General features: G+C 46.0%; 19 protein-coding genes. 11 read left to right on the forward strand and 8 right to left on the reverse strand.

Annotated elements, in window-relative coordinates; all coding sequences use genetic code 11:
• Positions 1 to 75: 75 nt before the first annotated feature.
• Positions 76 to 2,034, reverse strand: coding sequence for an alpha-1,4-glucan--maltose-1-phosphate maltosyltransferase (locus tag AC5JL3_RS02100; RefSeq protein WP_496072910.1), 1,959 nt, complete (start codon positions 2,032 to 2,034; stop codon positions 76 to 78).
• Positions 2,035 to 2,376: 342 nt separating this feature from the next.
• Here AC5JL3_RS02100 and AC5JL3_RS02105 point away from each other — a divergent pair, with 342 nt between their 5' ends.
• From AC5JL3_RS02105 to AC5JL3_RS02125, 5 genes are all read left to right on the forward strand, one after another.
• Complete coding sequence (locus AC5JL3_RS02105; protein ID WP_496072911.1) at positions 2,377 to 3,504, forward strand: succinylglutamate desuccinylase/aspartoacylase family protein; 1,128 nt, start codon at positions 2,377 to 2,379, stop codon at positions 3,502 to 3,504.
• Between the two features lie 498 nt (positions 3,505 to 4,002).
• Entirely contained in the window at positions 4,003 to 6,549 is a 2,547-nt protein-coding gene (locus AC5JL3_RS02110) for a 5'-nucleotidase C-terminal domain-containing protein (RefSeq protein ID WP_496072912.1), read from the forward strand.
• 124 nt (positions 6,550 to 6,673) lie between these two features.
• Positions 6,674 to 7,810 (forward strand): hormogonium polysaccharide biosynthesis glycosyltransferase HpsE, encoded by a 1,137-nt coding sequence (hpsE, locus tag AC5JL3_RS02115; protein ID WP_496072913.1) that lies wholly within the window; start codon positions 6,674 to 6,676, stop codon positions 7,808 to 7,810.
• A complete protein-coding gene (locus tag AC5JL3_RS02120) occupies positions 7,803 to 8,903 on the forward strand; it encodes a hypothetical protein (RefSeq protein WP_496072914.1) in 1,101 nt (366 codons plus the stop codon). The genes hpsE and AC5JL3_RS02120 overlap by 8 nt, the downstream gene beginning before the upstream one ends.
• On the forward strand, positions 8,900 to 9,835 hold the full coding sequence (locus AC5JL3_RS02125; protein WP_496072915.1) for a polysaccharide pyruvyl transferase family protein: 936 nt from the start codon (positions 8,900 to 8,902) through the stop codon (positions 9,833 to 9,835). Before AC5JL3_RS02120 ends, AC5JL3_RS02125 begins: the two co-directional genes overlap by 4 nt.
• Positions 9,836 to 9,999: 164 nt before the next feature.
• Here AC5JL3_RS02125 and AC5JL3_RS02130 read toward each other — a convergent pair whose 3' ends face one another.
• From AC5JL3_RS02130 to AC5JL3_RS02140, 3 genes are all read right to left on the reverse strand, one after another.
• On the reverse strand, positions 10,000 to 10,248 hold the full coding sequence (locus AC5JL3_RS02130) for a hypothetical protein (protein WP_496072916.1): 249 nt from the start codon (positions 10,246 to 10,248) through the stop codon (positions 10,000 to 10,002).
• Between the two features lie 238 nt (positions 10,249 to 10,486).
• Positions 10,487 to 11,875: a hybrid sensor histidine kinase/response regulator gene (locus AC5JL3_RS02135; protein ID WP_496072917.1), complete on the reverse strand. Its 1,389-nt coding sequence runs from the start codon at positions 11,873 to 11,875 to the stop codon at positions 10,487 to 10,489.
• Between the two features lie 69 nt (positions 11,876 to 11,944).
• Positions 11,945 to 14,740: a hybrid sensor histidine kinase/response regulator gene (locus tag AC5JL3_RS02140; protein WP_496072918.1), complete on the reverse strand. Its 2,796-nt coding sequence runs from the start codon at positions 14,738 to 14,740 to the stop codon at positions 11,945 to 11,947.
• Positions 14,741 to 15,081: 341 nt separating this feature from the next.
• Between AC5JL3_RS02140 and AC5JL3_RS02145 the strand changes: the two genes are divergently transcribed.
• From AC5JL3_RS02145 to AC5JL3_RS02160, 4 genes are all read left to right on the forward strand, one after another.
• Positions 15,082 to 15,336, forward strand: coding sequence for a hypothetical protein (locus AC5JL3_RS02145; protein WP_496072919.1), 255 nt, complete (start codon positions 15,082 to 15,084; stop codon positions 15,334 to 15,336).
• A 403-nt stretch (positions 15,337 to 15,739) separates the two neighbouring features.
• Entirely contained in the window at positions 15,740 to 16,318 is a 579-nt protein-coding gene (locus tag AC5JL3_RS02150) for a hypothetical protein (RefSeq protein ID WP_496072920.1), read from the forward strand.
• A 346-nt stretch (positions 16,319 to 16,664) separates the two neighbouring features.
• Positions 16,665 to 18,467, forward strand: a complete 1,803-nt coding sequence (locus AC5JL3_RS02155; protein WP_496072921.1) for a PhoX family protein — start codon at positions 16,665 to 16,667, stop codon at positions 18,465 to 18,467.
• A gap of 130 nt (positions 18,468 to 18,597) precedes the next feature.
• Positions 18,598 to 19,185 carry a PEP-CTERM sorting domain-containing protein gene (locus AC5JL3_RS02160; RefSeq protein ID WP_496072922.1) on the forward strand — a complete coding sequence of 196 codons (588 nt, stop codon included), beginning with the start codon at positions 18,598 to 18,600 and terminating at the stop codon, positions 19,183 to 19,185.
• A gap of 267 nt (positions 19,186 to 19,452) precedes the next feature.
• Here the strand turns inward: AC5JL3_RS02160 and AC5JL3_RS02165 are convergent, their stop codons facing one another.
• The 3 genes from AC5JL3_RS02165 to hetZ form a co-directional block, all read right to left on the reverse strand.
• Positions 19,453 to 21,777: a transglutaminase TgpA family protein gene (locus AC5JL3_RS02165; protein ID WP_496072923.1), complete on the reverse strand. Its 2,325-nt coding sequence runs from the start codon at positions 21,775 to 21,777 to the stop codon at positions 19,453 to 19,455.
• A 140-nt stretch (positions 21,778 to 21,917) separates the two neighbouring features.
• Positions 21,918 to 23,027, reverse strand: a complete 1,110-nt coding sequence (locus AC5JL3_RS02170) for a hypothetical protein (RefSeq protein ID WP_496072924.1) — start codon at positions 23,025 to 23,027, stop codon at positions 21,918 to 21,920.
• A 4-nt stretch (positions 23,028 to 23,031) separates the two neighbouring features.
• Positions 23,032 to 24,195: a heterocyst differentiation protein HetZ gene (gene hetZ / locus AC5JL3_RS02175; protein ID WP_496072944.1), complete on the reverse strand. Its 1,164-nt coding sequence runs from the start codon at positions 24,193 to 24,195 to the stop codon at positions 23,032 to 23,034.
• A gap of 107 nt (positions 24,196 to 24,302) precedes the next feature.
• On the opposite strand from hetZ, the gene AC5JL3_RS02180 reads away from it, so the two are divergent.
• Entirely contained in the window at positions 24,303 to 24,788 is a 486-nt protein-coding gene (locus AC5JL3_RS02180) for a hypothetical protein (protein WP_496072925.1), read from the forward strand.
• Positions 24,789 to 24,988: 200 nt separating this feature from the next.
• Here AC5JL3_RS02180 and sds read toward each other — a convergent pair whose 3' ends face one another.
• Complete coding sequence (sds, locus tag AC5JL3_RS02185) at positions 24,989 to 25,960, reverse strand: solanesyl diphosphate synthase (protein WP_192221914.1); 972 nt, start codon at positions 25,958 to 25,960, stop codon at positions 24,989 to 24,991.
• 503 nt (positions 25,961 to 26,463) lie between these two features.
• Here sds and AC5JL3_RS02190 point away from each other — a divergent pair.
• Entirely contained in the window at positions 26,464 to 26,865 is a 402-nt protein-coding gene (locus tag AC5JL3_RS02190; RefSeq protein ID WP_496072926.1) for a hypothetical protein, read from the forward strand.
• The last annotated feature ends 74 nt before the right edge of the window (positions 26,866 to 26,939 follow it).

The following is a 26,939-nucleotide window of genomic DNA, read 5'->3' on the forward strand; positions in this document are numbered from 1 at the left end:
GCAAGGGATAGGTCTATGTATTAGCGACAAACCTATTCCTTTAGGAAGAGAGGAGTGCGACCCAAGAGCTAGTCGTTACTGTCTGATCACGAAGATATGAGCTGGAGTTACATGGGGCTTGAGTTCCACATAGTTAGACTCACCCCACCACGTATATTGGGCATCGTTGAGCAAATCGAACAACTGATAGGGCTTGTCAGGCTTGAGTCCTAATGACTCTAGGGGCAAATGAAGCCAACCGGACTGAGTATAGTGGGGATCGAGGTTCACAACCATCAACATCAGATCTCTCATGTTCTCAGTCTGCTTGCTGTAGCAGATAATCTGCTCATTACTGATCTGATGGAATCTCAGCCCTTTATCACTCTGCAAGGCTGGATGATCTCGACGGATCTGATTGATCCGTGAAATCCAACCTTTGATGCTGTAAGGACTGTCTAAGTCCCAAACCCGCATTTGGTATTTTTCCGAATCCAGATATTCTTCACTTTTCTCCCGCAGAGGTCGGTTTTCACAAACCTCATAAGCTGGTCCGTAAATGCCGTAGTTGGCTCCCAATGTCGCGGCTAGAGCTAACCTAAGCTTAAAAGCAGGTTGCCCTCCCTGTTGGAGAAACTCAGGGAGAATATCTGGGGTATTCGGCCACAGATTCGGTCGGAAGAACTCGCACACTTCCGTTTGTGTCAATTCCTTGAAGTACTCGGTTAACTCCCACTGTGTATTGCGCCAGGTGAAATAAGTATAGGAGTGGGTAAAGCCTAGCTTTGCAAGGCGGTACATCACTTTGGGGCGAGTGAAGGATTCAGAGAGGAAAATGATATCGGGATACTCTTGCTTGACTTCCCCAATCATCCACTCCCAGAAATTAAACGATTTAGTATGAGGATTGTCCACCCGGAAGATACGCACTCCCTGGTCAATCCAGAACAGTACAACGCTTTTTAGTTCTTCCCAAAGGTTCTGCCAGTCTTCCGTTTCAAAGTCGATTGGGTAAATATCTTGATACTTTTTAGGGGGATTTTCGGCATACTGGATTGTCCCATCGGGTCTGTGCTTAAACCACTGGGGATGTTCCTTCACATAAGGGTGGTCGGGGGAGCATTGGTAAGCCAAGTCTAAGGCGATTTCGATGCCATGCTCAGCCGCTTTGGAGACAAACGAGCGGAAGTCCTCTAAGGTGCCTAATTTTGGGTTGACCGCCTTGTGTCCGCCTTCTGGGCCACCGATTCCCCAAGGTACACCGACATCTTCTAACTCAGCTTTAGTTACGTTATTTTTGCCTTTACGGAAGGTGATGCCAATCGGGTGGATTGGCGGGAGATACAGAACATCAAAGCCCATAGAAGCAATGTAGGGCAGACGGGCTTCGCAGTCCGAGAAGGTGCCATGCTTGCCAGGTTCTCCACAGGAGCGTGGAAACATTTCGTACCAAGTGCTGAAGCGGGCTTTCTCTCGGTCAACGGTAATCTGGAGTGTTTTTTCGTAAGTTGTTGCGAGTTCTCGGTCGGGGTACTTGTCTACCAGGGCGACTAATTCTTGTGCCAGTGTATTGTCTGGTAGGAGTGCAGAGTTCTGTTTTTCTCCAGCCCGAAGTTTTTGTGCCCAAGCTTTCAACTGTTGGGCATCATCACCCGATGCCCGTTGACTCGCTTGTTCAACCAGTTCCGCTCCAATTAGCCAATCGACTGACACTTCCTGTCCTGCGTCCAATTTCTTCGCCATGTCTCGCCGCCAGGACTTAAAATGGTCAACCCAGCCCATGACGGTGTAGAGATAGCGTCCCTTATCAGAAACTGTGAATTCTCCTTGCCAACGGTCATTGACTAAAGGAGACAAGGGTGTTTCTCGCCACTGTTCGGAGGCTTCCGGACGGTACAAAATGACACCTGCGATCGCATCGTGACTATCGCAGAACATATCGGCTTCAACATGGACTTTCTCACCGATAGTTCGCTTAATCGGAAAACGACCCCCATCAATTACTGGGGAGACTCCTTCAATCTGAACTCTTCGTCTACCTTCGGTAGGCAGCATTTACAGCACCCTCCCCATCTAGTTGATTAAGTTTTTTGAAATTATAGGAATCAAGAAATCTATTTGACTCTTTCTATAGGTGGAATGAACCGCAATAGCCGAGAGGTCACGTTATTGCTTCACCAAGCGCGACCGCATCAGTCTAAAGGGAGGTTTAGAGTTTAAGTCATAAGCCACTGAAAGAATTCCATTGGGGGATTGTGACCTATCCCTGTCAAGGTGGCAGGTGGTAGGGTGAGCGGCGAGTCTTGGAGTTAGAATTTCCCCGAAGTCCTAATATGACCAAGTCTTGAGCTAGATTTTTCCCTAAAACCTACCACCTACTCGAGAATTATTTTACTAATGATTCCTACGATTTCTACAATTCCAATTCAGCATCTCGCTTCAGGCGATCGCCTTTCTATCCAAGTCTATAAGTTTATTGGCGCTCAAGCTGGGAAAAAGGCATACCTACAAGCCAATCTCCATGGGGCGGAAATTGTTGGTAATGCAATTATCCATCAGCTAATTGAGTTTTTAATGACTCTTGATGCTACTCAGCTTACAGGAGAAATCTGGCTCGTTCCTGTTTGTAATCCTTTGAGTACCAATCAACGAACTCATTTCTTCTCGACAGGGCGTTATAACATCTATGACGGGAAAGACTGGAATCGAATCTTTTGGGATTATGAAAAGGAATGTGACGATTTAGAAGAGTTTGCCAAGTCTCAAGTTTATCTTGACCCTGCTGAGATCAGACAAAATTATCTTAAACGAATCCAGTTTGGCTTGAAAAAGCAATTTGAAAAAATTCAATCTCCTACTGGATTGCCATTTAATGAGCGATATCGCTATCACTTACAGTCTTTATGTTTTGATGCTAACTATGTTATTGATATTCATAGTTCTAGTAACCAAGCAATAGACTATTTATATTGCTTCCAAAGTCGGGAGGAAACTGCTAAAGCTTTTCTACTAAATTATGGAATTCTTATGAGTGAATATGATGGACATACCTTTGATGAGGCGTTTATTAAGCCTTGGTTAGAACTGAAGAAGAAACTAGTAGAGTTTGGGAAAACCATTCAATTTGATATTGAGTCTTGGACACTGGAATGTGGTTCTGGGATGCAAATGAATCGAGAGTCAGTCAAACGAGGTATTCAGGGCATCAAAAACTATTTAGCCCAAAAGGAAATATTAAAAATTCCGGGGTTTCCTATAGCAAAGACAGCCGAACATGAAATTAAGTTCACTATAAAAAGTCAAGTTAAACAATACTACGCTCCGTCAGGGGGGATGATTCAGTCAAGAGTCGAGTTGGGAAGTTCTATTCAAGCGGGGCAACTACTATACCAAATACTGACTTTTAATAAAAATGGAGAATTACCTGTATTAATTGATATCTGCGCTGAAGCGGAGGGTTTGGTTTATGATGTTTCGACTAATTATGCTGCAAATGAAGGAGAGTATGTTCTCTCTGTACTGTAGTTATAGCGGTTTTTAGATAGATGAGATACAGCGGGATGTGTGTGGAACTTAGAGACAGCAAGGAAAACAAAAAAGCTGAGACGGATCTAAATTGCATATCTTGATGATGAGACAAAAACTCTTATTCCTTCTGCCTTGTCTCCTCAATAATGCAATTTAAATGCAGATTAGCGTATTGCGTTTGTGCGATCGCATTTATTTTGCGGCTGAATAGGAATCTGAATTACTCCCTTCCCGCTAGAAGATTATGTATTATCACCCGGACTAAAGAGCGATCGCAAATACTTCAGTTTCGGAGTTACTTTACAGAAACTTCATAAGGAATGTTTTCTGTATCACTTTACACGTTTTTTGACTCAATGATAACGTCTAAAAGCGGTCAAAAGTCCATGAAAATACGTTAAATCCAGGTAAAGATTGCGTAAATTTTAGGTAAAAACTGCACCCAGATTTCAAGAAACTCCGAACTTGTACTGAAAAGCTCTTCACACATCACTCATGGCAGACTTTCAACTCCAGATTTTGCACGCCTCTGACATGGAAAGCGGAATTCCCGCTCTAGAGGATGCAGTCAATTTCTCAGCCGTTGTTAATGGTTTGAGAGACACGTATGACAACACCCTCATTCTGTCGTCGGGTGATAATTACATTCCTGGCCCCTTCTTTTCTGCAAGTAGCGATCGCGCCCTGCGGGATGTTCTAGGTCGTGAAGGTGTAGGACGAGCTGATATCCAGATTTTGAATGAAATTGGCTTCCAGGCGTCTGCCTTTGGAAACCATGAATTTGACTTGGGTACTTCAACCGTTGCGGAACTCATCGGTAGTAGCAATGGCTATGTCGGAACGCAGTTCCCCTATCTCAGCTCCAACCTGGACTTTACCACGGACAGCAATTTGGCTCGGTTTGTTGTTGAAGATGGACAAGCTCCCCAACCCAACAGCATTGCTAGTAGCGTTATCCTTACCGTGGGTTCAGAAGATACCAACGACAACGGCGTCCTGGATGATGGGGAAGACACTGATGGTGATGGCACTCTCGATCTAGGAGAACGGATTGGTGTTGTTGGTGCAACCACTCCCACACTGCGCTCTATCTCCTCTCCGGGTAATGTCGGAGTTTCTCCTGCTGATCCAACAGACTATGCTGCCTTAGCGGCTGAGATTCAGACGAGTGTTGATGAGCTAACAGGTACAGGCATCAACAAAGTTGTTCTGCTGGCTCATATGCAGCAAATTAACATCGAGCAGACTCTGGCAGGGCTTCTGCAAGATGTGGATGTAATTATTGCAGGTGGTTCCAACACCTTACTCGCTAACCCTGATGACCCACTGAGGAGTGGAGACACTAGCGCAGGGACATACCCAATTGAGCTGACCTCTGCCAGTGGTCAACCAACGTATGTGGTCAACACGGACGGTAACTGGCAGTATGTTGGTCGCTTGGTGCTGGACTTTGATGCGAACGGCATTATCACCAACATTAGTGAAGATAGTGGCGCTTACGCAACGGATGATTTAGGCGTTGATACGGTTTATGGTACCGATGTCAATCCTGAAGAGGTGGCTGACCCAGAGGTTGTTGCCATTACCGATGCTTTGAGCGAAGTTATCAATACCAAGGATGGCAACATCTTTGGTGAAACAGAGGTATTCCTCAATGGGACTCGGAACGATGTGCGGACTCAGGAAACCAACTTGGGGAACCTCACGGCTGACGCTAACCTTTTTGCTGCCCAACAAGTTGACTCCACTGTTCTCCTTTCCCTTAAAAATGGTGGTGGCATCCGGGACAATATTGGCGCGATTGAGGCAGCGCCAGGTTCCACAGACCCTAACGATTTTGATAGGCTCCCACCACCAGCGAATCCTCTGGCAGGTAAGGAGGAAGGAGATGTTTCTCAGCTAGATATTGAGAACTCGTTGCGCTTTAACAATGCCCTGAGTTTAGTCACCGTAACAGCGGAGCAACTCCTTGAGGTACTAGAGCATGGTGTTTCTGCGACAGAACCAGGGACAACGCCTGGTCAGTTCCCTCAAGTGGGTGGCTTGGCTTTCAGCTTTGATGCAACCTTGCCAGCAGGAGAGCGCGTTCAGACTGTGGCAATTAAGGATTCAGAAGGGAACCTAATTGAGACGGTTGTTGAGAATGGGGAAATCGTAGGCGACCCGACGCGCACGTTCCGGATGGTGACTTTGAGCTTCCTCGCTCAGGGAGGCGATGGCTATCCCTTCCCTGAATTTGGCGATACGCTAAACCAAGTGGACTTGGTAGACCCAGGAGTACGGACAGGGACAGCGACGTTTGCTGACAATGGTACAGAGCAGGATGCTTTTGCGGAGTACATCAATCAGCTTGGCACCTTTGAGAGCGAAGATGTCGATCCGTCTCAAGACCTGCGGATTCAAAACCTTTCAGCGCGGGAAGATAACGTTCTGGAAGCTCCGAATATCCTCAACGGGACTGCTGATAGTGAGACCTTGATTGGTTCTAGCGATCGCAACGATATCATCAACGCAGGTGCGGGGAATGACCTCGTGGCGGGTGAATTAGGGGATGACCGGATTTTTGGTGAAGACGGTGATGATGTGTTGCGGGGCGACCTCAACAGTCGTGAACCTGGCGGTACCGTTGGGGGTGATGACCAAATCTATGGCGGCGCAGGTAATGACCGAATTGGTGGTAAAGCTGGTAATGATTCCCTCTACGGTGATGAAGGCGACGACCAAATCTATGGTGATGCGGGTGATGACCTGATTCGGGGGGGTTTGGGTAATGACATACTCGTTGGCGATGACTTCTCCGGTGGTACTGGTCGCGATACCTTTGTGCTAGCAGCGGGTGAAGGCACTGATACTATCCTCGACTTCCAAGTTGGTATTGACTTCATTGGCTTAGCAGATGGATTGAGCTTTGGTCAGTTAGCGATCGCGCAAGAGGAAAACAACACTTTGATTAGTTTCAATGACGAAACTCTAGCGCTTCTAACTGGGATTCAAGCAAGTGTGCTGATTGACAGCGCTTCTACTACTTTCACGGTAGTCTAGTGGAGCTATCAGCATTGGCAGAGGTTTTCCTCTAGCACAAGAGTCTTTAGTCCGCAGTCTCTAGCCCCTTTGAATTGTGGTTGACTTTACGGTAGCTATTTGTACGTACAACGGAGAAAGTCGTTTGCCTAAGGTTTTAGAGCGATTGCGAATTGCCTTAGGTAACGTTACTTCTCCTTCTGCTTTTATCGCCTTGGCTGATAGCGCGTTCTGCTTGGCTACTGAGGCATCAGGCAAAGTCAGCACTAATACAGCCGAGTTAACTGCTTGTGACTTGGCTACTGCTAGGCTAAGGCAAACGGCATTCGATAAAGGTCATTCTTTACAGCTTGACGCTCAAGAACAAACGCTAATACCGTCTCAAGACAAACATTTCTCCTGGGAAGTGATTGTTATCGATAACAACAGCAATGACAATACTGCAAAAGTTGTCCAAGACTATCAATCCAATTGGTCTAAAGAGTATCCCCTGAGATATTACTTTGAACCCACCCAAGGAATAGCTTTTGCTCGACGCCGCGCCATCAAAGAAGCTCAAGGGTCTTTAATTGGCTTTTTGGATGATGATAACTTACCAACTCCTAACTGGGTTTATGAAGCTTATTGTTTTGGTCAGTTGCATCCTCAAGCTGGAGCTTATGGTAGTCAAGTTTACGGAGAGTATGAAAGCAAACCTCCAGAAAATTTTCAGAGAATATCGTGTTTTTTAGCAATTGTCGAACGCGGTCAAGAACCTTTTCGATATGACCTTCGCAACGGTCTACTTCCCGTGGGAGCAGGACTTGTCATTCGCAAGCAAGCCTGGATAGATTGTGTTCCTGGTCGCCCTTTTTTCAAAGGAGTATGCACGACATCTCTGTTATCAAAAGGGGAAGATTTAGAAACGTTATCTTACATCATTCAAGGAGGATGGGAGATTTGGCATAACCCTCAAATGTGCATTTATCACCACATACCCCCTTGGCGGTTAGAAAAAAGGTATTTAGCGAAACTCTTGCGAGGAGTAGGTTTGAGCCGATATCCGATTCGGATGTTACGCTTTCGAGTCTGGCAGAAACCCTTGGCTTTGCTAGCCTACTGGGTCAACGATCTCAGAAAACTTATTCTTCATTTCATCAAGTATCGCAAAGCTTTAAAAACTAATACTGTTGCAGCTTGTGAAATGGAACTTCTTTTAAGCACTCTTGTGAGTCCTTTTTACTATTGGCATTTTTTTTGGGTGAAAAGTAATTTAAAAAATCATTTCTTCCTCCATGAGTGAGAGAGTACCACCCATTTACTTTTATATTCCTCAGCTTTATTGGCCTTCCACCATGCCAGTAAGTGCAGATGAAAACTGGAAAGGTTTTGGTCTTGGTATCTATGCCTGGACTGTACAAACTTACCTTCGCTTAAAGGCAGATAATTTTCCTTGCGAACTGGTAAGCGAGTTGCCTGCTGAAGGAATTGTTTTAGTGCATCGCAACGCCTTACGAGCACATAACGATAATCTCAAGCCAACGCCAAATATACTACTCATTTGCCTGAAGGCTGAGCTACCAGCGTATCCCTATGCTCAGCTCCATGTTGTACAAAATTCCCTAGAAAGTAAAACCCTTAAGAATAGTTACTATATACCTCACTGGTCTCAGCCAGCCTTGATTCCTCGCAATCTTGCAAGAGGCGATCGCTTTGAGAATATTGCTTTTTTCGGTCACGAAGTCAATCTAGCACCGGAGCTACTAGATTCTTCTTGGGAAAAACAGCTCAAGGTGATGGGGTTGAATTGGTATCCGATACTCAATCGCAACCACTGGAGCGACTACAGCCAGATTCATGATCGTTGGAATGACTATAGCGAGATTGATGCGATCGTGGCAGTACGTAGTTTCGATCGCCAACAACTCTATCTGAGTCGCAACTACATCAGCAAGCCTGCAACAAAACTGTACAATGCTTGGTTAGCTAACGTACCTGCGATTGTAGGTGCTGAATCTGCCTACCGTGCTGAACGCCAATCCTCCCTCGACTATCTAGAAGTGACTTCTCCTGCCGATGTCATTTCAGCCTTGGAACGACTGCAAAGCGATCGCCCTTTACGCGGTGCCACAGACAATCACACTTTACGTCTAGAAATGGTGAAAAATGGGCAACTTCGCGCTCAGTCCTTACTGCATTCAAACATTACTGCTAGGTGGCGAAACTTTTTAGAAGCGATCGCGATTCCAGCCTATTACCATTGGAAAGCCAAACCTCACTGGTTTCAAAAATTAATCTTAGACCGTAACTATTTTACTTTCAATATTAATCGAATTCAATATAAAATACACGCTGCGTTATTAGCATCATCAACGTCAAAGCGTAAGAATCAATGAAACTTTTTTACTATAGCCGACCCGATGGGATGAGTAATTTTGGTGATTCCTTAAATCCTTGGTTATGGAATCAACTACTTCCTGGTGTATTTGATGAAGATGAAAAAACAGTGTTTGTCGGTATTGGAACTCTGCTCAATAATTTATTAATCAAGCGCTTATCAAATGTTCGCAAGATAGCAATCTTTAGTTCCGGAATTGGTTATGAAAAAGGTTTGCCTAACATTGATAATTCCTGGACTATTTACTGTGTGAGAGGTTTACTATCTGCTCAAAAGCTTGGTTTGCCAGCTAAATTTGCCGTCGCCGATGGAGCTATCCTCGTTAGACGCCTATTCAAACCCACTGGTGGCAAAACTAATCGCTTTGCCTTCATGCCTCACGTTCATCATGCCAATTATGGTAGCGAGTTTTGGAAATTAACCTGCGAGCAAATAGGATTTGGATATATCGATCCACGCTGGCCAATCGAGCAAGTATTATCTGCGATTAGCCAGACAGAGGTTCTTCTTGCCGAAGCGATGCATGGTGCCATTGTTGCCGATGCGCTTCGGGTTCCTTGGATTTCAATAGTTACCAGCTCCAGAATTTTAAGATTTAAATGGCTTGATTGGTGTTCTTCAATTAATGCAGAATATCAACCCAGCTACATTGCTCCCCTAAGTCATTTATACCCGCCAGCCGCACGAGGCATCCGCTCCTCTCTCAAAGCAACCCGTCATTGGGTTAATTGGCTTAAACAGGATAAGTTCCGCTCTTTAAACGAGATTGGGAGCAGCCAGCAAACAATGATAGCAATGCAGTTGGTTAATATTGCCAAAACTGCCCATCCAACTTTAAGTAATGAGTACCAGCTTAACCAACTCACTCTTGAACTAGAAGAAAGGCTAGACAAATTCAGGGATAATGTGACGGCGGGAAAGTATCATTAAGCTGGCTTATAGCAGTTCTCACTTGGGTGAAATACAAGCCTGATAGTTTTTTTTGTTCATAGTTCATGACAATCAAGATGCCGCGATGCACGATGCGCCAGTCCCTTGATGCGATAAGGAATGTATAAGCTATCTTACTTATCCATTGTTTGGGGTAATACTGTCTAGACAGCTTTCCGCTCAGACCGATTTGACCAACGACGCTGCAAAAAGGCGATCGCTTCGGGTTCGTGAAGATTAACCTGAGCCACACCATCAACTAGCAGTAACCATCTCTCCCCATTCTGCTGCAATTTCCAGCTTGTAGTTCTCAGCTTTGGAACAATCTGCCAATTGTTGTGCAGATCACGTTCGCAGCTAAAACCCCAGGCTGAAGCTTGGTTTAATACACTCTGATCATTGATTACTTGCATGTAGGTAATGAATCCTAACTTCCCAGTTGTCTACATAACATTAGATTGACCGTTATACATAGGTAATACGGTCTATCCGTAGAAGTGTATTTGAGGTATATCTAAAGCAATATCTTTAACTAACTGGATTCGCTGTAGCAGTTAACGGTCAGATCCCAACCATCAGCCTTTTTTTTCCTAACTATAACGCTAGTTTCAAAGCCTTTAACTGCACCTCATTTAACAGGAAACGGTCATATCAGTCAGCCTCGAGAAGGGGAATCTCGATTATGAATTCTGCACCTTCTCCTAGCGTTGAGACACAGTGGAGTCTTCCTCCGTGTTTTTCTACCACAATTTGGTAACTAATTGCCAATCCTAAGCCTGTACCTTTACCAAAGGACTTGGTTGTAAAGAAAGGGTCGAATAATCTGTCGTATACTGTTTGGGGCATACCAGGCCCATTATCTGCAAAACGGATTGTCACCTTGTCATTTTTCGCTTCTGTACGAATCTCAATCTTAGGAATTTCTTTATCTATTCTTTCTGTTCCGTCGTGATTGATTACTGACTCTTCCAATGCTTCAATTGCATTGCTGAGAATATTCATAAAGACTTGATTTAGTTGCCCTGGATAACACTCCACGAGTGGCAAATTACCGTACTCTTTGAGAATCTCTATACCTGGAAATTTCGAGGTTAGCTTCAGTCGATGCTGCAAAATTAACAGGGTGTTGTCTAAACTTTGGTGCAAATCAACAGCCTTCTTTTCTGCTTGATCCAAGTGGGAGAAGTTGCGTAAACTCTTAACAAGCTTGGAAATGCGTTCTGTTCCCACTTGCATCGAATTCAGTAGTTTCGGTAAGTCTCTCATCACGAAATCTAGATCAATTTTTTCCGCCTTCTCCTGAATTTCAGGCACGGGATTTGGATAGTGCTTGATGTAAAGATGTAGCAACTCTAGCAAGTCGTCGATATAGTGAAGAGCATAAACTAGGTTGCCGTCGATAAAGCTCACCGGGTTGTTGAGTTCGTGGGCAATACCCGCTACCATCTTGCCCAAGCTATACATTTTTTCGCTCTGAACCAAACGCATTTGAGCCTGCTGCAACTCAGATAAGGTTTGTTTTAGCTTGGCAGTGCGTTCCTCTACTCGTTTTTCTAGGTCAACCGTAAGCTTTTGTAGGGCAGCTTCTGCTGCGGTACGCTGTTCAACTTCTTGCTTAAGTTGGATATTTTGCCGTTCGAGAGTCTTTGTCAAGCTGTACAGTTTCAGTTGCACTCTAACCCTCGCAAGTACCTCTTCTTGCTGAAAGGGTTTGCTGATATAGTCTACTGCTCCCAAATTTAGACCTTTGATCTTATCAAGGGTGTCATCAAGGACAGTCAAAAAAATTATGGGAATTTCTTGCGTTAACGGGTTCATCTTCAGGCGACGGCACGTTTCAAACCCGTCAATTCCTGGCAGTAGTACATCTAATAGGATGAGAGTTGGTAGCTCATAGCCTACCTGTTCCAGCGCACTTTCACCATCAACAGCGATCGCAATTTCAAAACCTGCATCCGTAAGAGTTTTGGACAGCACTTCTAGATCAGCCGGACTGTCATCAACGATTAAAATCAGGTCAGTCTCTTGGGTTGGCGTCATTGCTACGTCCTGGTAGGAGACTTATGAGTTTTGAGAACTTGCTACAAATAGCAACTCAATAATCTCTCGCTAATATTCTAACTGGTACAGTTCGAGGAACTGGCGAATTTTCTTGACCTGAAAGCCTTTGGCTAGCTGGCGCAGATGTTGGGTAAAGGGAATAAACTTTTCATCAACTCGTTCGAGTTGTTCAAGATAGTCTAAAAGACTTGGTAATCGACCTTTTTTAACTAAGTCCAGTAGGATAGCTAATTCTTCATGAGAAGGAGCTATTAAGTCATTGACGTTATCTTTTTCTTGCCCATTTTCTATTAGTTTTGTTGAATAGGGATTACTAAACTCAGAGGAATTCTCGTAAATCCATTCCAAATTTAAATGCTTCTTGAGCTTTTGAAGAAGTTCATCAACCTGCACGGGTTTAGGAAGAAAATCATTTCCGCCTGCATCTAAACTTGTGTGTTGGTCAATATCATACACGCTGGCTGATGAGACAATAATAACGACATTCTGTAAGAGCGCTGATTGTCGAATGTGCTTCATCAGCTCAAATCCATCCATCACAGGCATCGCTAAGTCTGTGATAATCAAATCGGGATTGAACTGTGCTGCTTTTTCTAATCCCTCTTGACCATTGATAGCTTCCACCATTTCAAAGCCAATTGATTCCAACAAATTGACGATAACTGAGCGGTTTTCCCAGCGGTCATCTACCATCAGAATTTTAGGCTTTTTTCCGAGAATGCCGATAATTCTTCCCCAATTGAAACTAACGGCTGCCTGTGTCCAGTCGTCGGCTTTCGGTAACTCCAAATCAAAGAAAAACGTACTTCCTTTACTTGGTTGGCTCTTGACTTGGATAGCACTACCCATTATTTGAATAATTTTGCTACTGATTGCTAATCCCAGCCCTGTACCTTGTGCCTGAAGATTGCGATCGCCTACTTGCTCAAAGGGTAAAAATATCTTTTCGCTCTGCTCCTGGCTCATGCCGATACCTGTATCTTCAATTTGGAAGTGGATTTTGGTATTTTTCTGTGATTTGTTATTGGCTGTTTGTTGTCTATTGTTATCTACCGATAGCTGATGAATAAGACTAACCTTAAACGTCACACCACCAACATCGGTAAATTTGATTGCATTATCCAATAAGTTGATGAGTACTTGTCTCAAGCGTTTTTCATCAGTATGGATACCGATAGGTAAATCAGAAGTGCATTGGTAAATAAACGAAATTTCCTTTTGCTCAGCCCGAATCCGACAAATTTCTACAACACCTTGTAGAAGCGAGGGAAAATGAAAGTCTTTGGGATGAAGCGCCATTTTTCGGGCTTCTATCTTTGATAAATCTAGAATTTCATTGATGAGGGTTAAGAGGTGGAAGCCGGATTGAGAAATAACTCTGATACCGTTTCGCTCACACTCAGTTAGCGTTTTTGAACGTTGCAGAATTTGGGCATAACCCAAGATGCCATTGAGAGGAGTTCGCAATTCGTGGCTCATATTAGCGAGGAATTCGCTTTTTGCTTGGTTAGCGGCATCAGCAGTAAGTTTTGCTTCCTTGAGTTCAACCGTTCGTTGCTCAACTCGGATTTCTAGCTCTGAAAAGGAGGTTTTGAGCTGTGCTGCCATGTGGTTGAACGATTGAGAGAGAACCTCCAACTCTGCCACACCTTTAACTTCTACGTTTTGGTCTAATGCACCAGCCGCAATTTTTCGAGACGCTTCACTTAATCGCAGAATCGGTTGGGTAATCCAGCGAGAGGTGAAGATTCCTAATCCTGTTGCCAGCACCAGCGCTAAAAAACACAACCCAATCGTCATCTGCGTGTTGGCGTTGATTTGTTCCATGAAGTCAGCTTCGGGAACAACCACAACGATTAGCCAATCCAGCCCGAAATCGCCAGAAAGGGGCGTTACCTGGAGAAATTGCCGTTTGCCATCGCATGTAAAGCTGAGTTGCTGGCTGCCTTTAATCTGGTTGAAGTCTTTGAACTGTTGGGATAAAAACTCAGCAGCCGATTGAATCAAAGCTTCATTGATTTGGTTGGCTTTAATTCTCTTGTTCTGGTTCCCAAATGGCGGTTGACTGGATGAACTGGCAACAAGTGAACCATCCCGTTCGATGATAAAGGCTTCTCCTGATTTGCCAATTGACAACTGTCCTAGAAAATCACTGATTTGGGCGAGGCTCACATCAGCCGCTACTATCCCTTTCAGCGCACCTGTTTCGTCATAGTAGGGCTGACCCAGTGTGAGCGCCAGAACAGGAGGAGTTAAAATCTGGTAAATTTCACTCCAAGTGTGTTGACCAGCTTGCTTTGGACGTATATACCAGGGTCGGAGGCGCGGCTCATAACTTGGCAGCGTGTAAATTTTTTGAGTGGGATTGCCCCTAGCGTCGATTTTGTATTGCAGTGCTGCCCCAGCCGTGAGGCTATCCTTAATGTGATAGATAAAGCTGCCATCATCTCGCCTATCTACCCCAACAAATTCTCCTCGTTCGCTACCAAAAGAAATATAAACAACTGAGTCGAATAACTTTAGCTGCCGCCAGATGTGAGGCATCCAACCTCGCAAGTTGTTGATATCTAAGTGACCAACCCGGATATCATCGATGTTAATTTGATTGACTAGGTATGGCGTTGATAAAAAATTGTCTAGTTCTTGCTGAATACGAGCGGTGACTTCGTTGCGTAACTGAGTAGTAACGTCGTTGACCGCTATTTGTCCATTCCGCAAAGAGAGCCACCCTATCAGTCCCACAGCCGCGAAAATCTGGACAATGAATGGTACCACTAAGATCAATCGCAGTGGCAGTTTTGGTCGCCTTTTTGAGACCTGAGGACGTGGTGCGATCTCCGTCATCAACTTATTGTCTTTAGATGTTAGGGCAGTTGGGATTGCCTAAGGCAACGCCCGAAGAGCGATCGCATCAACAACAGGGTATCATCATTGCTTTATCTACGACATATATAAGTCACAATAGCCTTTCCTTTTTGACCTCATCCGTAAGGCATAATCAGTAATTCTTAACAAAAGCTTGATGAGTAGTTAAGGTCTGATTGTTAAGTTCATCTTGCACAAGTCAAAGTCACCGAAAAGACGAGAACGATTGATTCAATCCAATCGAGCTTGTTACTTACTCTTGTTTAATTTTGTTGATTCTTGTCTTAGCCAATCGCAAGAAAATTTTAAGAGGGGTGCTTATGGAGCGCTTTCATTTTGAGCGCTTACTTTCAACTCGCCTGAGACGGCGAAGCTTACTGGTGAGCGCTGGAGCTTTAACAGGGATTGTACTCGCGTCTCAATGGCCCAGTCGTCGAGTTGTTGCTCAACCTAGGTTTTCTGACTATCCCTTCAAACTCGGTATAGCTTCAGGCGATCCGCTACCCGATAGCAAAGCACAGTTAAACCTTCTCTCTACACCGGATTGTCTGTGCTGGGAGTTTTGTCTTCTGTAACGCTTGCTTCTCCGACATTTGCAGCCATTGCGACCTTTGACAACTTCGTAGAATTGGCAATCAGAACACAAAAAAGCCTTAATTTGTAGACTTTTCAGCCTTGACGACCAAAATTTTTTCCATTGCTATAACTAAGCTAAAAACTAGCCAAAGGTTGCCTTACTCTACTGGAGATTTAAACTTCCGGGCAAACTCTTAACCCTTAGATTACTTAGTTTTAAGCCTATACAGATAAACTCTTTTAACGTAGAAATATTATGTCTCCTGGTAGATATTGCGTTGAGCTGTAAATGCTTTTGCATCAAACTATGTCAACTCCTTCTAAAGAAAAAGTAATCTGTTCAGCATTTAAATTACTTATTCAGATTTGCTGTCAAGACCCAGGGATAAAGTTTTTGTAATTGTGAGCATCAAATCATTGAGACAATCACGGCAACCAGAGGTGCTAAAAGTAGCTTTGGCAGAGAGGACGGGCAAGGGTTTGACTCGCTATTTTTTGATAGCATCTGCGGCGTTTTTCTGGTTTTTTTGTGACAGTTATCGACCTATATATGCAAAGGCTGAAAGCATCGTTGTTGATATGTCTGTGTATGGTCCAGTCGAGTCTGGAGACTTTTTCAGACGGGCAGAGACGATGGTCAGCGACGAAATTAGTCGTCAATTTAGTCAAAACCTCGATCTTTCAGAAGTTGAGGTGGTGGTTGTAGGCGATCGCTACGGCGAAATTGTTCCAATTCTCACTACCACTGTTTCTCGCTCTCAGTGGCAAGAAACCCCCCTTGTAAGTGTTTGGACTAAGTACTACAACGTCTCCTACGCGCTACTCCAGCGTCATGAAGGGCAGCCGACACAAACAGTAGCAAGAACTCCAGCTAGAGCGACTATAAGCGCTCAAAGTTCGATCTCAGAAATTGATCGAGCCTTTGATGAAGGTCGTCTGACTGGGGCAGCGGCACAGGAATATTTAGACGAATTGGATTAGTGATTGTGAGGTTTAGGTGGGATATCAAGTCGGGACAATTGCTCCTAATAAAAACATCTCCACGTCTCCTTATTACGGGCGTTCAAGCTGACTAGATATGACAGTTCACTGACACAAGAATGTCTTAAAAGTTTCCCCGATTCAGAAGTGTAGCTTCCTGTGAGGGAAAAGCCCCAGGTTTGAAACTGGGCTTACGTAACGTGGCTGAGTTCGAGCGTAGAGCAGTTTTCAGTTCACATCTATCGACAACAGAGTCAATATTGAGAGGAGAGTCCAAGTGATTCACGACAATAGAAGCAGCAATAGGTCGGGCAATCGTCCGTTTCAGGACGTGCTCCAAGCCAGAATGTCTCGGCGAAACGTACTCGCTCGTGGTGCGGCGCTGTCAGCTACTGGCTTCTTAGCAGCGCTAGCCGGCGATCGCTTTTTAGATCGAGGTGCGGCGACGGCGACGGCTAAAGGCTCTGGCACAGCGATCGCCCAAGCTCCAGGCAGCAGTTTGATCAGCTTTACACCTGTTCCTGCGGCTAACAGTGTAGGACCTGTACCCACCATTTCATCCAATTACCAGTTTGACGTGCTGATTCCCTGGGGAACCTCGCTTCAGCCTGGTGGCCCAGAATATAATGGTGACCCGAATACACGCCCAACGGCTGCCCAGCAGCTTCAACAGATCGGGATTGGTCACGACGGCATGTGGCTCTTCCCGATTGGGGAGGGTAATGACCGGGGTGTGTTGGCGATTAACCATGAGTTTGGCAACAATGTGCATGTGCTGGGTAAGGAAGCACCGGAAAGTCTTGAAGATGTTCGCCTCTCTCAACATGCTCACGGCGTATCCGTAGTTGAGATTCAAAAGCTCAACGGCAAGTGGCAAAGGGTTAACAGCTCTAAGAATCGTCGCATCCATGTCAACACGCCAGTAACGTTCGGCGGACCCGTTGCTGGTCATCCACTGTTGCAAACACCAGCAGGCAATTCTCCGAAGGGTACTGTGAACAACTGCGCGAATGGTTACACTCCCTGGGGTACTTACCTGACTTGCGAAGAGAACTTCAATGGTTACTTCGGCGCTACAGGTAGCTGGACACCAACGGAAGCACAAGAACGCTATGGCTTCAGTGCCGAAGGCTCTGGCTATGATTGGCACAAATTTGACCCGCGCTTTGACCTCTCGAACTCCAGTTACACCAAGGAAGAGAATCGATTTGGCTGGGTAGTCGAGATTGATCCCATGAACGCTTCTCAGACTCCCGTTAAGCGGACTGCGCTGGGTCGCTGTAAGCACGAAAACGCCGAGGTAGTCGTTGGACAAGGTGGTCGCGCCGTGGTGTACATGGGCGATGACGAACGCTTTGACTATATCTACAAGTTTGTTTCAGAAAGCAACTGGCGGTCGATGCAGGCACGCGGCATCAGCCCCTTAGACCGAGGTAAGCTCTATGTTGCCAAGTTTAACGATAACGGCACAGGCGAGTGGATTGAACTCACCATTAATAACTCAGCTCTTGCGGCTCGGTTTGCAGACCAAGCTGAGGTGCTGACTTATGCTCGTATAGCGGCAGACACCGTGGGTGCCACGCCAATGGATCGTCCGGAGTGGATCGCTGCTGCTCCCAATGGCGATATCTATTGCACCCTCACAAACAATACTCGCCGTGAAGAGCCTGATGCCGCTAACCCACAGGCACCCAATCCCTTTGGTCACATCATCAAGTGGCGGGACAGCAACAACCATGTCGGCACCACCTTCACCTGGGACATCTTTGTTCTCGCTGTAGATACTCACGATACCGATAAGAGCGCCTTTGGTAGCCCGGATGGTCTCTGGTCTGATCCCGATGGTAGGCTGTTCATTGAAACCGACGGCACTCAGCCGGAAATCAACGGCGTGACACTGAATGACCAGATGCTCGTTTCTGACACAAATACAGGTGAAATTCGCCGGATCTTTTCGGGTGTAACGGGCTGTGAGGTAACTGGCATTACTGTAACCCCCGACCGCCGGACGATGTTTGTCAACCTTCAGCATCCGGGTGATGGCGACCCAAGTCTGACAAACTTCCCGGCACCACAAGGTAGCGGCAAAATACCCCGTGATGCAACGGTTGTAATTACTCGCAAAGATGGCGGAATTGTTGGTTCCTAAGTTGGTGTAGTGTTGGGCTTTTTGTAAACAACGGAAGCCCAATACCAGAAACAGAATCAGCTCCTGCTTTGCCGTGAGCGATCAGAGACAGACTTTAGTTGTTCAACAGTATTCACGTAATGGTGGTTTTATGAAACACTTAGCTCTTGTTGCAACGGTGGCGTTAGGTTGGGCTACACTTACTGCACCCGCTAATGCCGCACTCTTTAGTTGGGATATTGAATATACCAACTGGTGGGAAGATGATGGCGGCGGCTCGATTTTTGGTACCATCATCGCCGATGAAAACGATGTGGCTGACGGCATTGTGTCGGCTGATGAGTTGAAGGACTGGCAATGGAACTGGAGTGGAAATGAGGTCGTATCGGCATTTTCCATTTCCTCTAAAGCGGGTGGAACAACGGATTTTGATCCGAGTTTCTACGTGAATGATACCCCCAACCAGCCCATCGGACTCGATTTCCTCGATCCAGACAATCTCGACCAAGGCTCCTTTGTCTCCGCTTCTGGCAATGAAATTCTAGATTTACAGGCTCTACTAGCTATTTCGTTTATGGATGGTGTTGAGTCAGTCTCCGCAGGGAATCCCACTGCCACGCTCGGAACTGTTAGTGTTTCGGAGCCTACCGCCGTTCCCGAACCCGCTAGCATTCTGGGCTTACTGGCTCTAGCGGGTGTTAGTACGGCGACCCTCAAGCGTCAGAAGCAGGACGCTTGAATCGATAATGGCAAATGTTTTCGGAGATTGACAGAAGCTGTTCACGGACGCGATCGCATCCGTTAGGTCATACAAGAAACCATTCTGTTTTCTTAGGAGAGGGATAACTCGCCATTTCCCAACTCTGTATCGACTCTCAAGTGGGTGCATCCCATTTTTGCAGAAATAATTTATTGTGGGGTGGGCATCCTGCCCGCCCTTTGCTTTGACAGGCTTTCCGGCTTGTCCCACAAGAAAATGTATTTGTACAATTGGGAGGCTCCCCTCTCAAGCGGTATTCTTCTTGTTCAACCGCTGACTAGTTTTAATCAAGTTCTGTAGCTGCTGTCGTAGTTGTGGAATATTGGGCATCTGGGCACCATAACGCCAACGGACGTAGGCTTGAGAGATTTCGTCAATCACCTGGGCAGAGTTTACTGGTTGGTGTTGATGCATTGTTTTTGCATATTCCAAGGGAGTCTGTGCAGGGTGCTTAGCGTAGCCTTGAGTGCCTAAAACTTTCAGCATTTGCTGATAGAGACTTTCCATTTGTGGTAGCCTCGCTAACCATCGTCGGTAGCGCCAGGTTCGCCACTGGTTCCAACCTAGCCAGCCAAGGAAGCCAAGAGCGATCGCTAAAATCAATCCCGTAAATGCGCCAACCCAACCATTTGAAACAATGCCCCACACAAACACAATTACCCTGGCAAGTAAACGAATGATCAGATTCCACACACTGCCAATCCAACTGGTAACGGGTGAAGGTAACCACCCTGCTACCCACTGCCAGAACTGACGCAAGACACCAAACGTTTGCGACTCCTCTACGCTTTGAGGAAACAGTTCATGCCCTGGAATCGGGTCAAAGGTATACCAGCCATATTTGGGGAAATACACCTCTGTCATGGCATAGGCATCGGTATTTTTAACAATGTAGAAGCCTGTAAACGGATTGAATTCACCTGTGGCAAACCCGGCTACCAATCGTGCTGGGATGCCAATGGAACGCAGCATAATGGTGAGAACGGTGGAGAAGTGGTCTGGGTAACCGCCGTTGTGTTTGAAGAGAAAGGCTTCTACCAAGTCTTCGTTTTCCGCTAGATAGGGTAAACCGAAGGGGTCTTCTGGGATACTGTAGCGCTGCTTGAGAGCCTGAGTTAAGTACAGTGCTTTTTCATAAGGGGAGGTGATGGGTTTTGGCGAGGTGGCTAAGAGTTCTTCAGTCCGTTGCCGTACCTTATCAGCAATTTTTTGGGGAACATCCAAATAGTAACTGCTAATACTCTTGGGGTAGTCAGCGCTTGCTTTTTGCAGCACAGAGCGATTGCGGTAGGGAACTTCCGAAACTACTGTGTAAGTGAGGTCTTCAAGTAAGGCAGCAGGCGATCGCAAACTACCTTCCACGTCTACCTCGATCTCCGGTGATGGAAAATAAAGTTGCTGAGGATAAGCCAAAGCCGGAATCAGGTTCGGCAGTTCCGACACCACGGTGTAAGTTTGAATTACCTGTTTGGTTTCACCCCTGAAAGATGGCATCGAGAGAAAAAACCGATAAGACCATTCAGGTCGTCGTACATTCAACACCCTGTTTTCACGAGACATCTCCCATCCCTGACCCGTGTAGCGGTCAAACGCTAGCACGCGCCAAAATCCTGGTGCTTGCGATCGCACCCGCATGACAACTTTGGGTTTGAGTTCTCCCCGGAGGTTTTGGTTCATCTGGCTGCTGAAGCCGTAGTAAAATGTGTCATCCATTTCACCAGAGCCTCTGCCTCTGCCTTGTCCCGTACTGCTACCGCCTCCGTTTTGGTTACCCTCACGAACATACCCAGGATTGATGATGCCACGATTGTTAGGATCAAAATTCTGATTGGCAAAATTGCCAGGGTCACTGACTGGAAACGTCTGTAGCTGATAGCCGGGAAACCGAGGCATTAGAGCGAAAATCGTCAGCCCCAATCCTAGAACTACTATGAGAAAGAGGCTGAGGCGTCTTAGGGATAGTGGTGAGGAGCGAGGAGCAAGCCCAGAGGCGTTTTTACGCTTTCGCGTTGTCGAGATACCCAGGCGCGACTGGTAGTCGAGGACAAGAACCGGAAGGGCGATCGCCAAGAATACCAGTAACAATGGCGCAAAGGCTAAGGTTTCGCTGAGAGTTGCCGCGACACCCAAAAGAATCAGTCCAATCACCATTGAATACCCCAAATCCTTCCGACGAGGTAAATCAAAACTGTGAAGAACTTGGAGCTGAATTAAAAGTTCAGCCAAAATTAAACGTGTATCGTTAAGCTGCCCTAACAAGTTGCTGAAGAATACTCCCATTGACAGCAGCATCCCAATCGCCAGCAAAAACTTAACGGGGATATTGCGATCGCGGCGGTGATACCAACTCCAAGTTGCCCCGATCAGACTCAATGGCACAGCCCAATAGCTCAGTTGGGTTTCGGCAGCAACATCCGTTGCGATAATCCCAACAATCACCAAACCTTGCACCAGCACCCGTAGCAAAATCGAGTTTTCTGGCTGTGGAGGTTCCGTCGCTTCAAGGCGCTGCCAAAGCTGGCTAAAAACGGGTAGACGCCGTAGTTGCCGAATCCCTAATGAGTTAGACATAGCAAATCAGTCAGTGGTCATCAGTCATTGTCATTAGTTGTTAGTCAGTGGTCATCCTCAACAAGGGACTTAAGACCAAAAACTAGAGACTAAAGACAATATGCCAGGACTTCAATATGCTAGCCCAAATCACTTTTCGCTTACCGAGTTGGGCAAATCGCAAACACTAGAGGTGTTTGTTCCAAGTCATGGAACCGGATTTCTAAAGGATAAGTTTGATTTGGCTGCAAATCAAAGGATTCAACGCTCAGATAGCCGGGATAGATGCGCTGTGAGTTTGCAGATGCCTGAGGTGTCCGCAATGTCAAGCTGCCACCACGAGGTAAATGAGCCGTAACACGGAGCTTCGGTACTCCATCTTGCATCAGATACTCTGCCTGCACAGTCACAAGACCCGCAGCCGTCTCCCACTGCCGTTCAACAGGGGTATGAGTTGATGAAATTGGCACACTAAGAGCGCTAATAATCTCTTTGGCTGCCAGCAGCGCCAGCGTCATCTTTTGCTCAGTGGTCGAGTCTTCGTAAGACAAAGATTGCAGTTGCCTGAGCAAGGATTGTGTTGGCTCTGGGTCACCATCACGCGCTGGCTCAAGCGATCGCAACACCAGTGATGCTACATTGTTGAGCAACTGAAACTGGTCGGAGAATAAGCTTTCCACCGCACTGACCAGTTTTGCGCCTAACTGGCGCCGAGAAGACACTGCCTCAGAGCAAGCGTCTAGCAGTTGTGCTAAAACGTTTTCTGGGATCGAGACGGGCAGAGTTAGGTTAGACAGTTGTGGCATCCAGATCCGGACAGGAGGAACCCAACTATCTGCGATAACGTCAGAAGAATCGGGTTCATAGTCAGACATCTCTGTCTCCCACGGGAAAAGCGGTGGGTGACGTTCAATCTCAACTTGTAGCCGGCGCTTTAATATCGCCTGAAAACGATTTTGCACGGTTGGCAATTCTCCCATTTTGTAGGGGCGGGTTTCGCCGCCTGGTTCAGTTTCCTCGCAAGCAGGGGTATAGTCTGAGTCTGCTTGTATGCGGTCTTGAGCCGCTTCGCCTGGGTTAAAAGATGCAATGTTCAATTCTTCTAAATCAAGAGGGTCTAAATGATCCAATTCAAAATCCGCTGCTCTTTGTTCGCCTGTATGGACAGGGTTTTGTGCCTGCCCGTCTGCTGGTAGAGAAGCAGCGGGAACGGACTCTTCTAGTAGCCAAGCAATTAAGCGACTATATAGGGTGTCCGAGTTATTATCCATGTCACTATTCATCTTGAGATGCACCAGATCCGGATACTGAACTATTGCGAATATCCCAGGCAATTTCAAGTAACTTAAACCATCGCTTTTCGACCTGAGTGACCGTACAACCTAGAGCTTGAGCGATTTCAAAATGGGAATATCGTTTTTGCTTGAGTTCGAGTAATTCTCGCTGCCCAGAAGTAATTTTGTCCTGAAACAGTTGCCATTCCAAGGGTGTTAAGCCAAGGTTTCTCTCCAAATCGGCTTCCAGCCATTGATGAACTAGCTCCCAACGGTGAGAGAGGGCAAAGCGAATGAGATGATATTTAAAGCGTTGCTGTAAATAGTCTCGCTGCCGGGGGGTGAGTCCTAAAATGCCCTCGATCTCGCTCGCTGGCAAGTCTTGCAGACGCAGCGTAAAGTAATCGGCACAATCCTGTTGCTGACGCTCTTCTAGATACTTCAGTAGTTCCTCAACTACCGTATCCCGGAGATTTGCTTCTAGGGGTTCTGGTTCAGACGCAACCATCATCTCCCTTACCTGCTGTATGGCGGCATCATTCCAGGTTGTATCAGACTCTGATGTCCCTCCTTCCGCTGCTGTGTCCATATCGACAGACGTTTCTGGCGGTTGCTGTTGGGAAAAGGTTTGTGCTCTGAGGATGAGTAATTGTTGAGATCGACGACCGGGTAAGGGAATACGTCGCTTGCCGTAGCGCTCAGTAAAAGCCATGTATTCAGCCAGTTCCAAAAGCGCTCGCGGACGATAACCTGCCTCAATCGTATTTTCTCGACGGAAGGCATTTAAGGCTTCTACATAAAATCCCTGTAAGAAATCTTCAATCAGGGTCAATCGTGCCTGGTAACTTGCAGGTGCCTGAGGAGGCGTAATGTAGCGGTAGACGATCGCACTGAGGGTACTCTGGAGTTCTACCCGTCCCCGATGCGACCCTAGTTTGTAGTAGCTTAATACTTGCTTGAGACGAAGATTTGCGAGGGTATGCGCCCAGCTATCAACGTCTCCAGAGGTTTGAATCCGATTACTTTCAGTACAGATTCGCGTAACTTCATTGGCTAAACGTGCTGCGACATTGCGACAGGTCTGCTCGGAAGCACGAGTAGACTGCCGGAATTCGTTAAACAGCAGTTGAAATATTGCCTCCACGCCCTGGCAGACTTCCATCATAATGTTCATTAATTAACAAAGACCCTAACATAAACATAAGTCTTGACTGATTTGTCTGGGTTTAGACTCATACATAGCAGCAAATCATGCTCTATAGTTGAGTCTTTATGGATTTAGAACGACAAATTCAAGTCTTGGTTGATAATGCACCGCAAGATGGGACGACACCTAAAGCAATTAAGGCGATCGCACCCGTACTCACACTCGTTGCTAGCCAGCTAGAACATTCGGACTACTACATTCTTCAAACCCTTGACCAGGGTTGGGTGTTAACGACTCTGAGTAATCGCGCCCAGCCTGAGATTGAGAAAAATGTAATTTATGCGTTTCCTACTCTTAAAAATGCGGCTGATTTTCAGTCGGTTTCAGACCCTGAAGTTCTTGCTGTTACGGTGCCAGTCACTCACATTTTGTTTCAGATGTTAGCGATCGAAACCCTTACTAGCATAGTTTTCTTTGATACACCTGGTAATCTAACGGCTGGTATAGAGGTGCGTCGAGATAACCTACAACAGTTGATTCAAACGCAGCTGCAACAAATCCGGTCAGTACCTAGGTCATATCCTAGCAATCTGCCTCCGGATATTGCTTGAGTCCGCTCTTGCCCAAACAGGCTTGAGTAAAGCACTTGAGGCAAGACTAACCCTTGTTCAGAGATTTCTCCAATATGAAGTTTTAGTAAATTTTAGACTGAACAATTCGTACTTACGCTGTAGTGATTCTCCGTAAGTTTTAGCACACTATTTTCCTCACGTCGCCTTTACCACTAGGGAGTGCTTCCTGCAAAGCTAGCTTAATATAGGCGACTCAGAACGTAGTCAGCTAAGTCAACTAACGCTTTAGACGACTCTGAGGGTTTGAGTTGAGTGATGCGTTGTACGGCAGTCTCAGCGTATTGTGCGGCTAAGGCACGGGAGCGCTCAATGCCTCGGCTTTCCATAACGAGTGCGATCGCTTGCTCAATATCCTCCGGTTGGGCAAACTCGCGCTCAATTAGCACCTCCAAGTAAGGCTTTTCTTCAAGAGCATATAAAACAGGGGCTGTGAGGTTGCCACTAATTAAATCCGAGCCAGCTGGCTTACCTAACGCTTCTGTCGAAGCCGTAAAGTCCAAAATATCATCGACAATCTGGAAGGCTAAGCCAATAAAACGCCCATAGTAGTACAAATCTGTAGCAATCTCCGCTGAGACACCACTCAGTAGTCCAGCCCCCTTAGCGCTGTTGGCAATCAATGAAGCTGTTTTGTTGTAGGTCTTCTCTAGGTAGGCATCAATGGTGGTGGTTGTATCAAATCGATTCAGCCCTTGCTGAATTTCCCCTTCTGCCATGTCCTTAATGACTTCTGACAGCAGCTTGACCACCTCTAGGTTGTCAAGATTAGCCAGATACCAAGCGGATTGACCAAACAAAAAATCTCCAGCCAGTACCGCAACACGGTTATTGAAAAGGCTATTCACTGTCGGGACATTCCGACGAACCTCTGACTCATCGACGACATCGTCATGCACCAGACTTGCTGTGTGGATCATTTCCGTAATTTCTGCTAGACGCCGATGGCGCGGGGTAATCTCCTGTCCCAGCATTGTTGCCCGCGAAATCAATAGGACAATTGCTGGTCTTACCCGCTTTCCTCCAGCCCCAAACAAGTGTTCGGCTGCGGCATACAGTATGGGATGACGGGCACCTACCAGGTTCTTTAGGTTCTCGGTGAGTATACACAAGTCTGTTTCAACAGGGGCAAAGAGGGAGGTAACTGAGGTCATGGATTAGCCGACTCAGAGATTAGGTTACGAAACTTTACATATTCTTTCCTTAATTCTAAGCTAAGCGTCCTCTTGAGGAAAGCTTGTTTCTCTAACAGCATGGGTGGAGAATCCTCAAAGTCATTGTGTAGACTTGTTAAGTGGACAAAAAATTGGGTGCTGCTCCCCAGGCTTCTTGTGTTAATCTAATAATTAAGGATTTCAAAAAATTCATGAATTTATTAATTCTGAAGTGACGGGTTAGGGTTATTCTTCCTAGGCTTCAGATTAGAGCAAGATTGATAGGCAGAGATAGCCTGATGTTACAGGATGACAACTTAGCGTTTTCATTAAGGCAAGTCATTCGTCAGACATAGTATACAGCCTTCCCGCTTCCCTTAGGAGGAAAGCTTGGGTAGAGATTCTTGGTCAACAGCTTAGCTTGACTAGAGGGAATTAGGGAAGGGGATGGGAACAATGCTCTATCTCCCTAAAAATTCTTAATAACAACAGTATCTTAAACCTTGAACGGGTCTAGGAAGGCTGTTGTCAAAACTGCTATTGAAATCTTCATCATTCTTCTACCTCCTGTCCAGACTATGTTTAACACGGATATGCCTGTAATTATTCCTCTACTAGCGACTGGTTATTTATTAACGATTTATTTACTGTTGATGTTGGCGCAACGGACAACAAAGGGTTCTCGATATGTTGCCAACTCAGCCGTTGATGCTTATGCACCCTATGTAGCAACAGAACAATCTTCTAAAACTGACGAGGTTGAACGCTGGTCTCTTCACACTAGTCAAGGTGCTTCGTTAGCTTATTTCCCTAAAGGAAAATCCTTAAAGCGAATCGCTAAGGAGGGTGAACCTAATAGCTCCGATCAACTCGAAGTGGCAGCCTCCAAAGAAACTGGTAATTGAAGACGAATCAATCAGTCAGCTCCCGCCGACGCTTATTAGAAACTGCAATAGAAGACTAGTTTACATGAGCTTGG

The organism is Symplocastrum torsivum (assembly GCF_059505465.1).

Excerpts from the sequence above, each read along its gene's own strand:
- hetZ (WP_496072944.1), bottom strand. The coding sequence starts at position 24,195 with ATGATGGAAGTCTGCCAGGGCGTGGAGGCAATATTTCAACTGCTGTTT.
- AC5JL3_RS02125 (WP_496072915.1), top strand. The coding sequence starts at position 8,900 with ATGAAACTTTTTTACTATAGCCGACCCGATGGGATGAGTAATTTTGGT.
- AC5JL3_RS02130 (WP_496072916.1), bottom strand. The coding sequence starts at position 10,248 with ATGCAAGTAATCAATGATCAGAGTGTATTAAACCAAGCTTCAGCCTGG.
- AC5JL3_RS02145 (WP_496072919.1), top strand. The coding sequence starts at position 15,082 with ATGGAGCGCTTTCATTTTGAGCGCTTACTTTCAACTCGCCTGAGACGG.
- AC5JL3_RS02110 (WP_496072912.1), top strand. The coding sequence starts at position 4,003 with ATGGCAGACTTTCAACTCCAGATTTTGCACGCCTCTGACATGGAAAGC.
- AC5JL3_RS02105 (WP_496072911.1), top strand. The coding sequence starts at position 2,377 with ATGATTCCTACGATTTCTACAATTCCAATTCAGCATCTCGCTTCAGGC.
- AC5JL3_RS02100 (WP_496072910.1), bottom strand. The coding sequence starts at position 2,034 with ATGCTGCCTACCGAAGGTAGACGAAGAGTTCAGATTGAAGGAGTCTCC.
- AC5JL3_RS02160 (WP_496072922.1), top strand. The coding sequence starts at position 18,598 with ATGAAACACTTAGCTCTTGTTGCAACGGTGGCGTTAGGTTGGGCTACA.
- AC5JL3_RS02170 (WP_496072924.1), bottom strand. The coding sequence starts at position 23,027 with ATGGATAATAACTCGGACACCCTATATAGTCGCTTAATTGCTTGGCTA.
- AC5JL3_RS02140 (WP_496072918.1), bottom strand. The coding sequence starts at position 14,740 with ATGACGGAGATCGCACCACGTCCTCAGGTCTCAAAAAGGCGACCAAAA.
- AC5JL3_RS02155 (WP_496072921.1), top strand. The coding sequence starts at position 16,665 with ATGTCTCGGCGAAACGTACTCGCTCGTGGTGCGGCGCTGTCAGCTACT.
- AC5JL3_RS02120 (WP_496072914.1), top strand. The coding sequence starts at position 7,803 with ATGAGTGAGAGAGTACCACCCATTTACTTTTATATTCCTCAGCTTTAT.
- sds (WP_192221914.1), bottom strand. The coding sequence starts at position 25,960 with ATGACCTCAGTTACCTCCCTCTTTGCCCCTGTTGAAACAGACTTGTGT.
- AC5JL3_RS02165 (WP_496072923.1), bottom strand. The coding sequence starts at position 21,777 with ATGTCTAACTCATTAGGGATTCGGCAACTACGGCGTCTACCCGTTTTT.
- AC5JL3_RS02135 (WP_496072917.1), bottom strand. The coding sequence starts at position 11,875 with ATGACGCCAACCCAAGAGACTGACCTGATTTTAATCGTTGATGACAGT.
- AC5JL3_RS02180 (WP_496072925.1), top strand. The coding sequence starts at position 24,303 with ATGGATTTAGAACGACAAATTCAAGTCTTGGTTGATAATGCACCGCAA.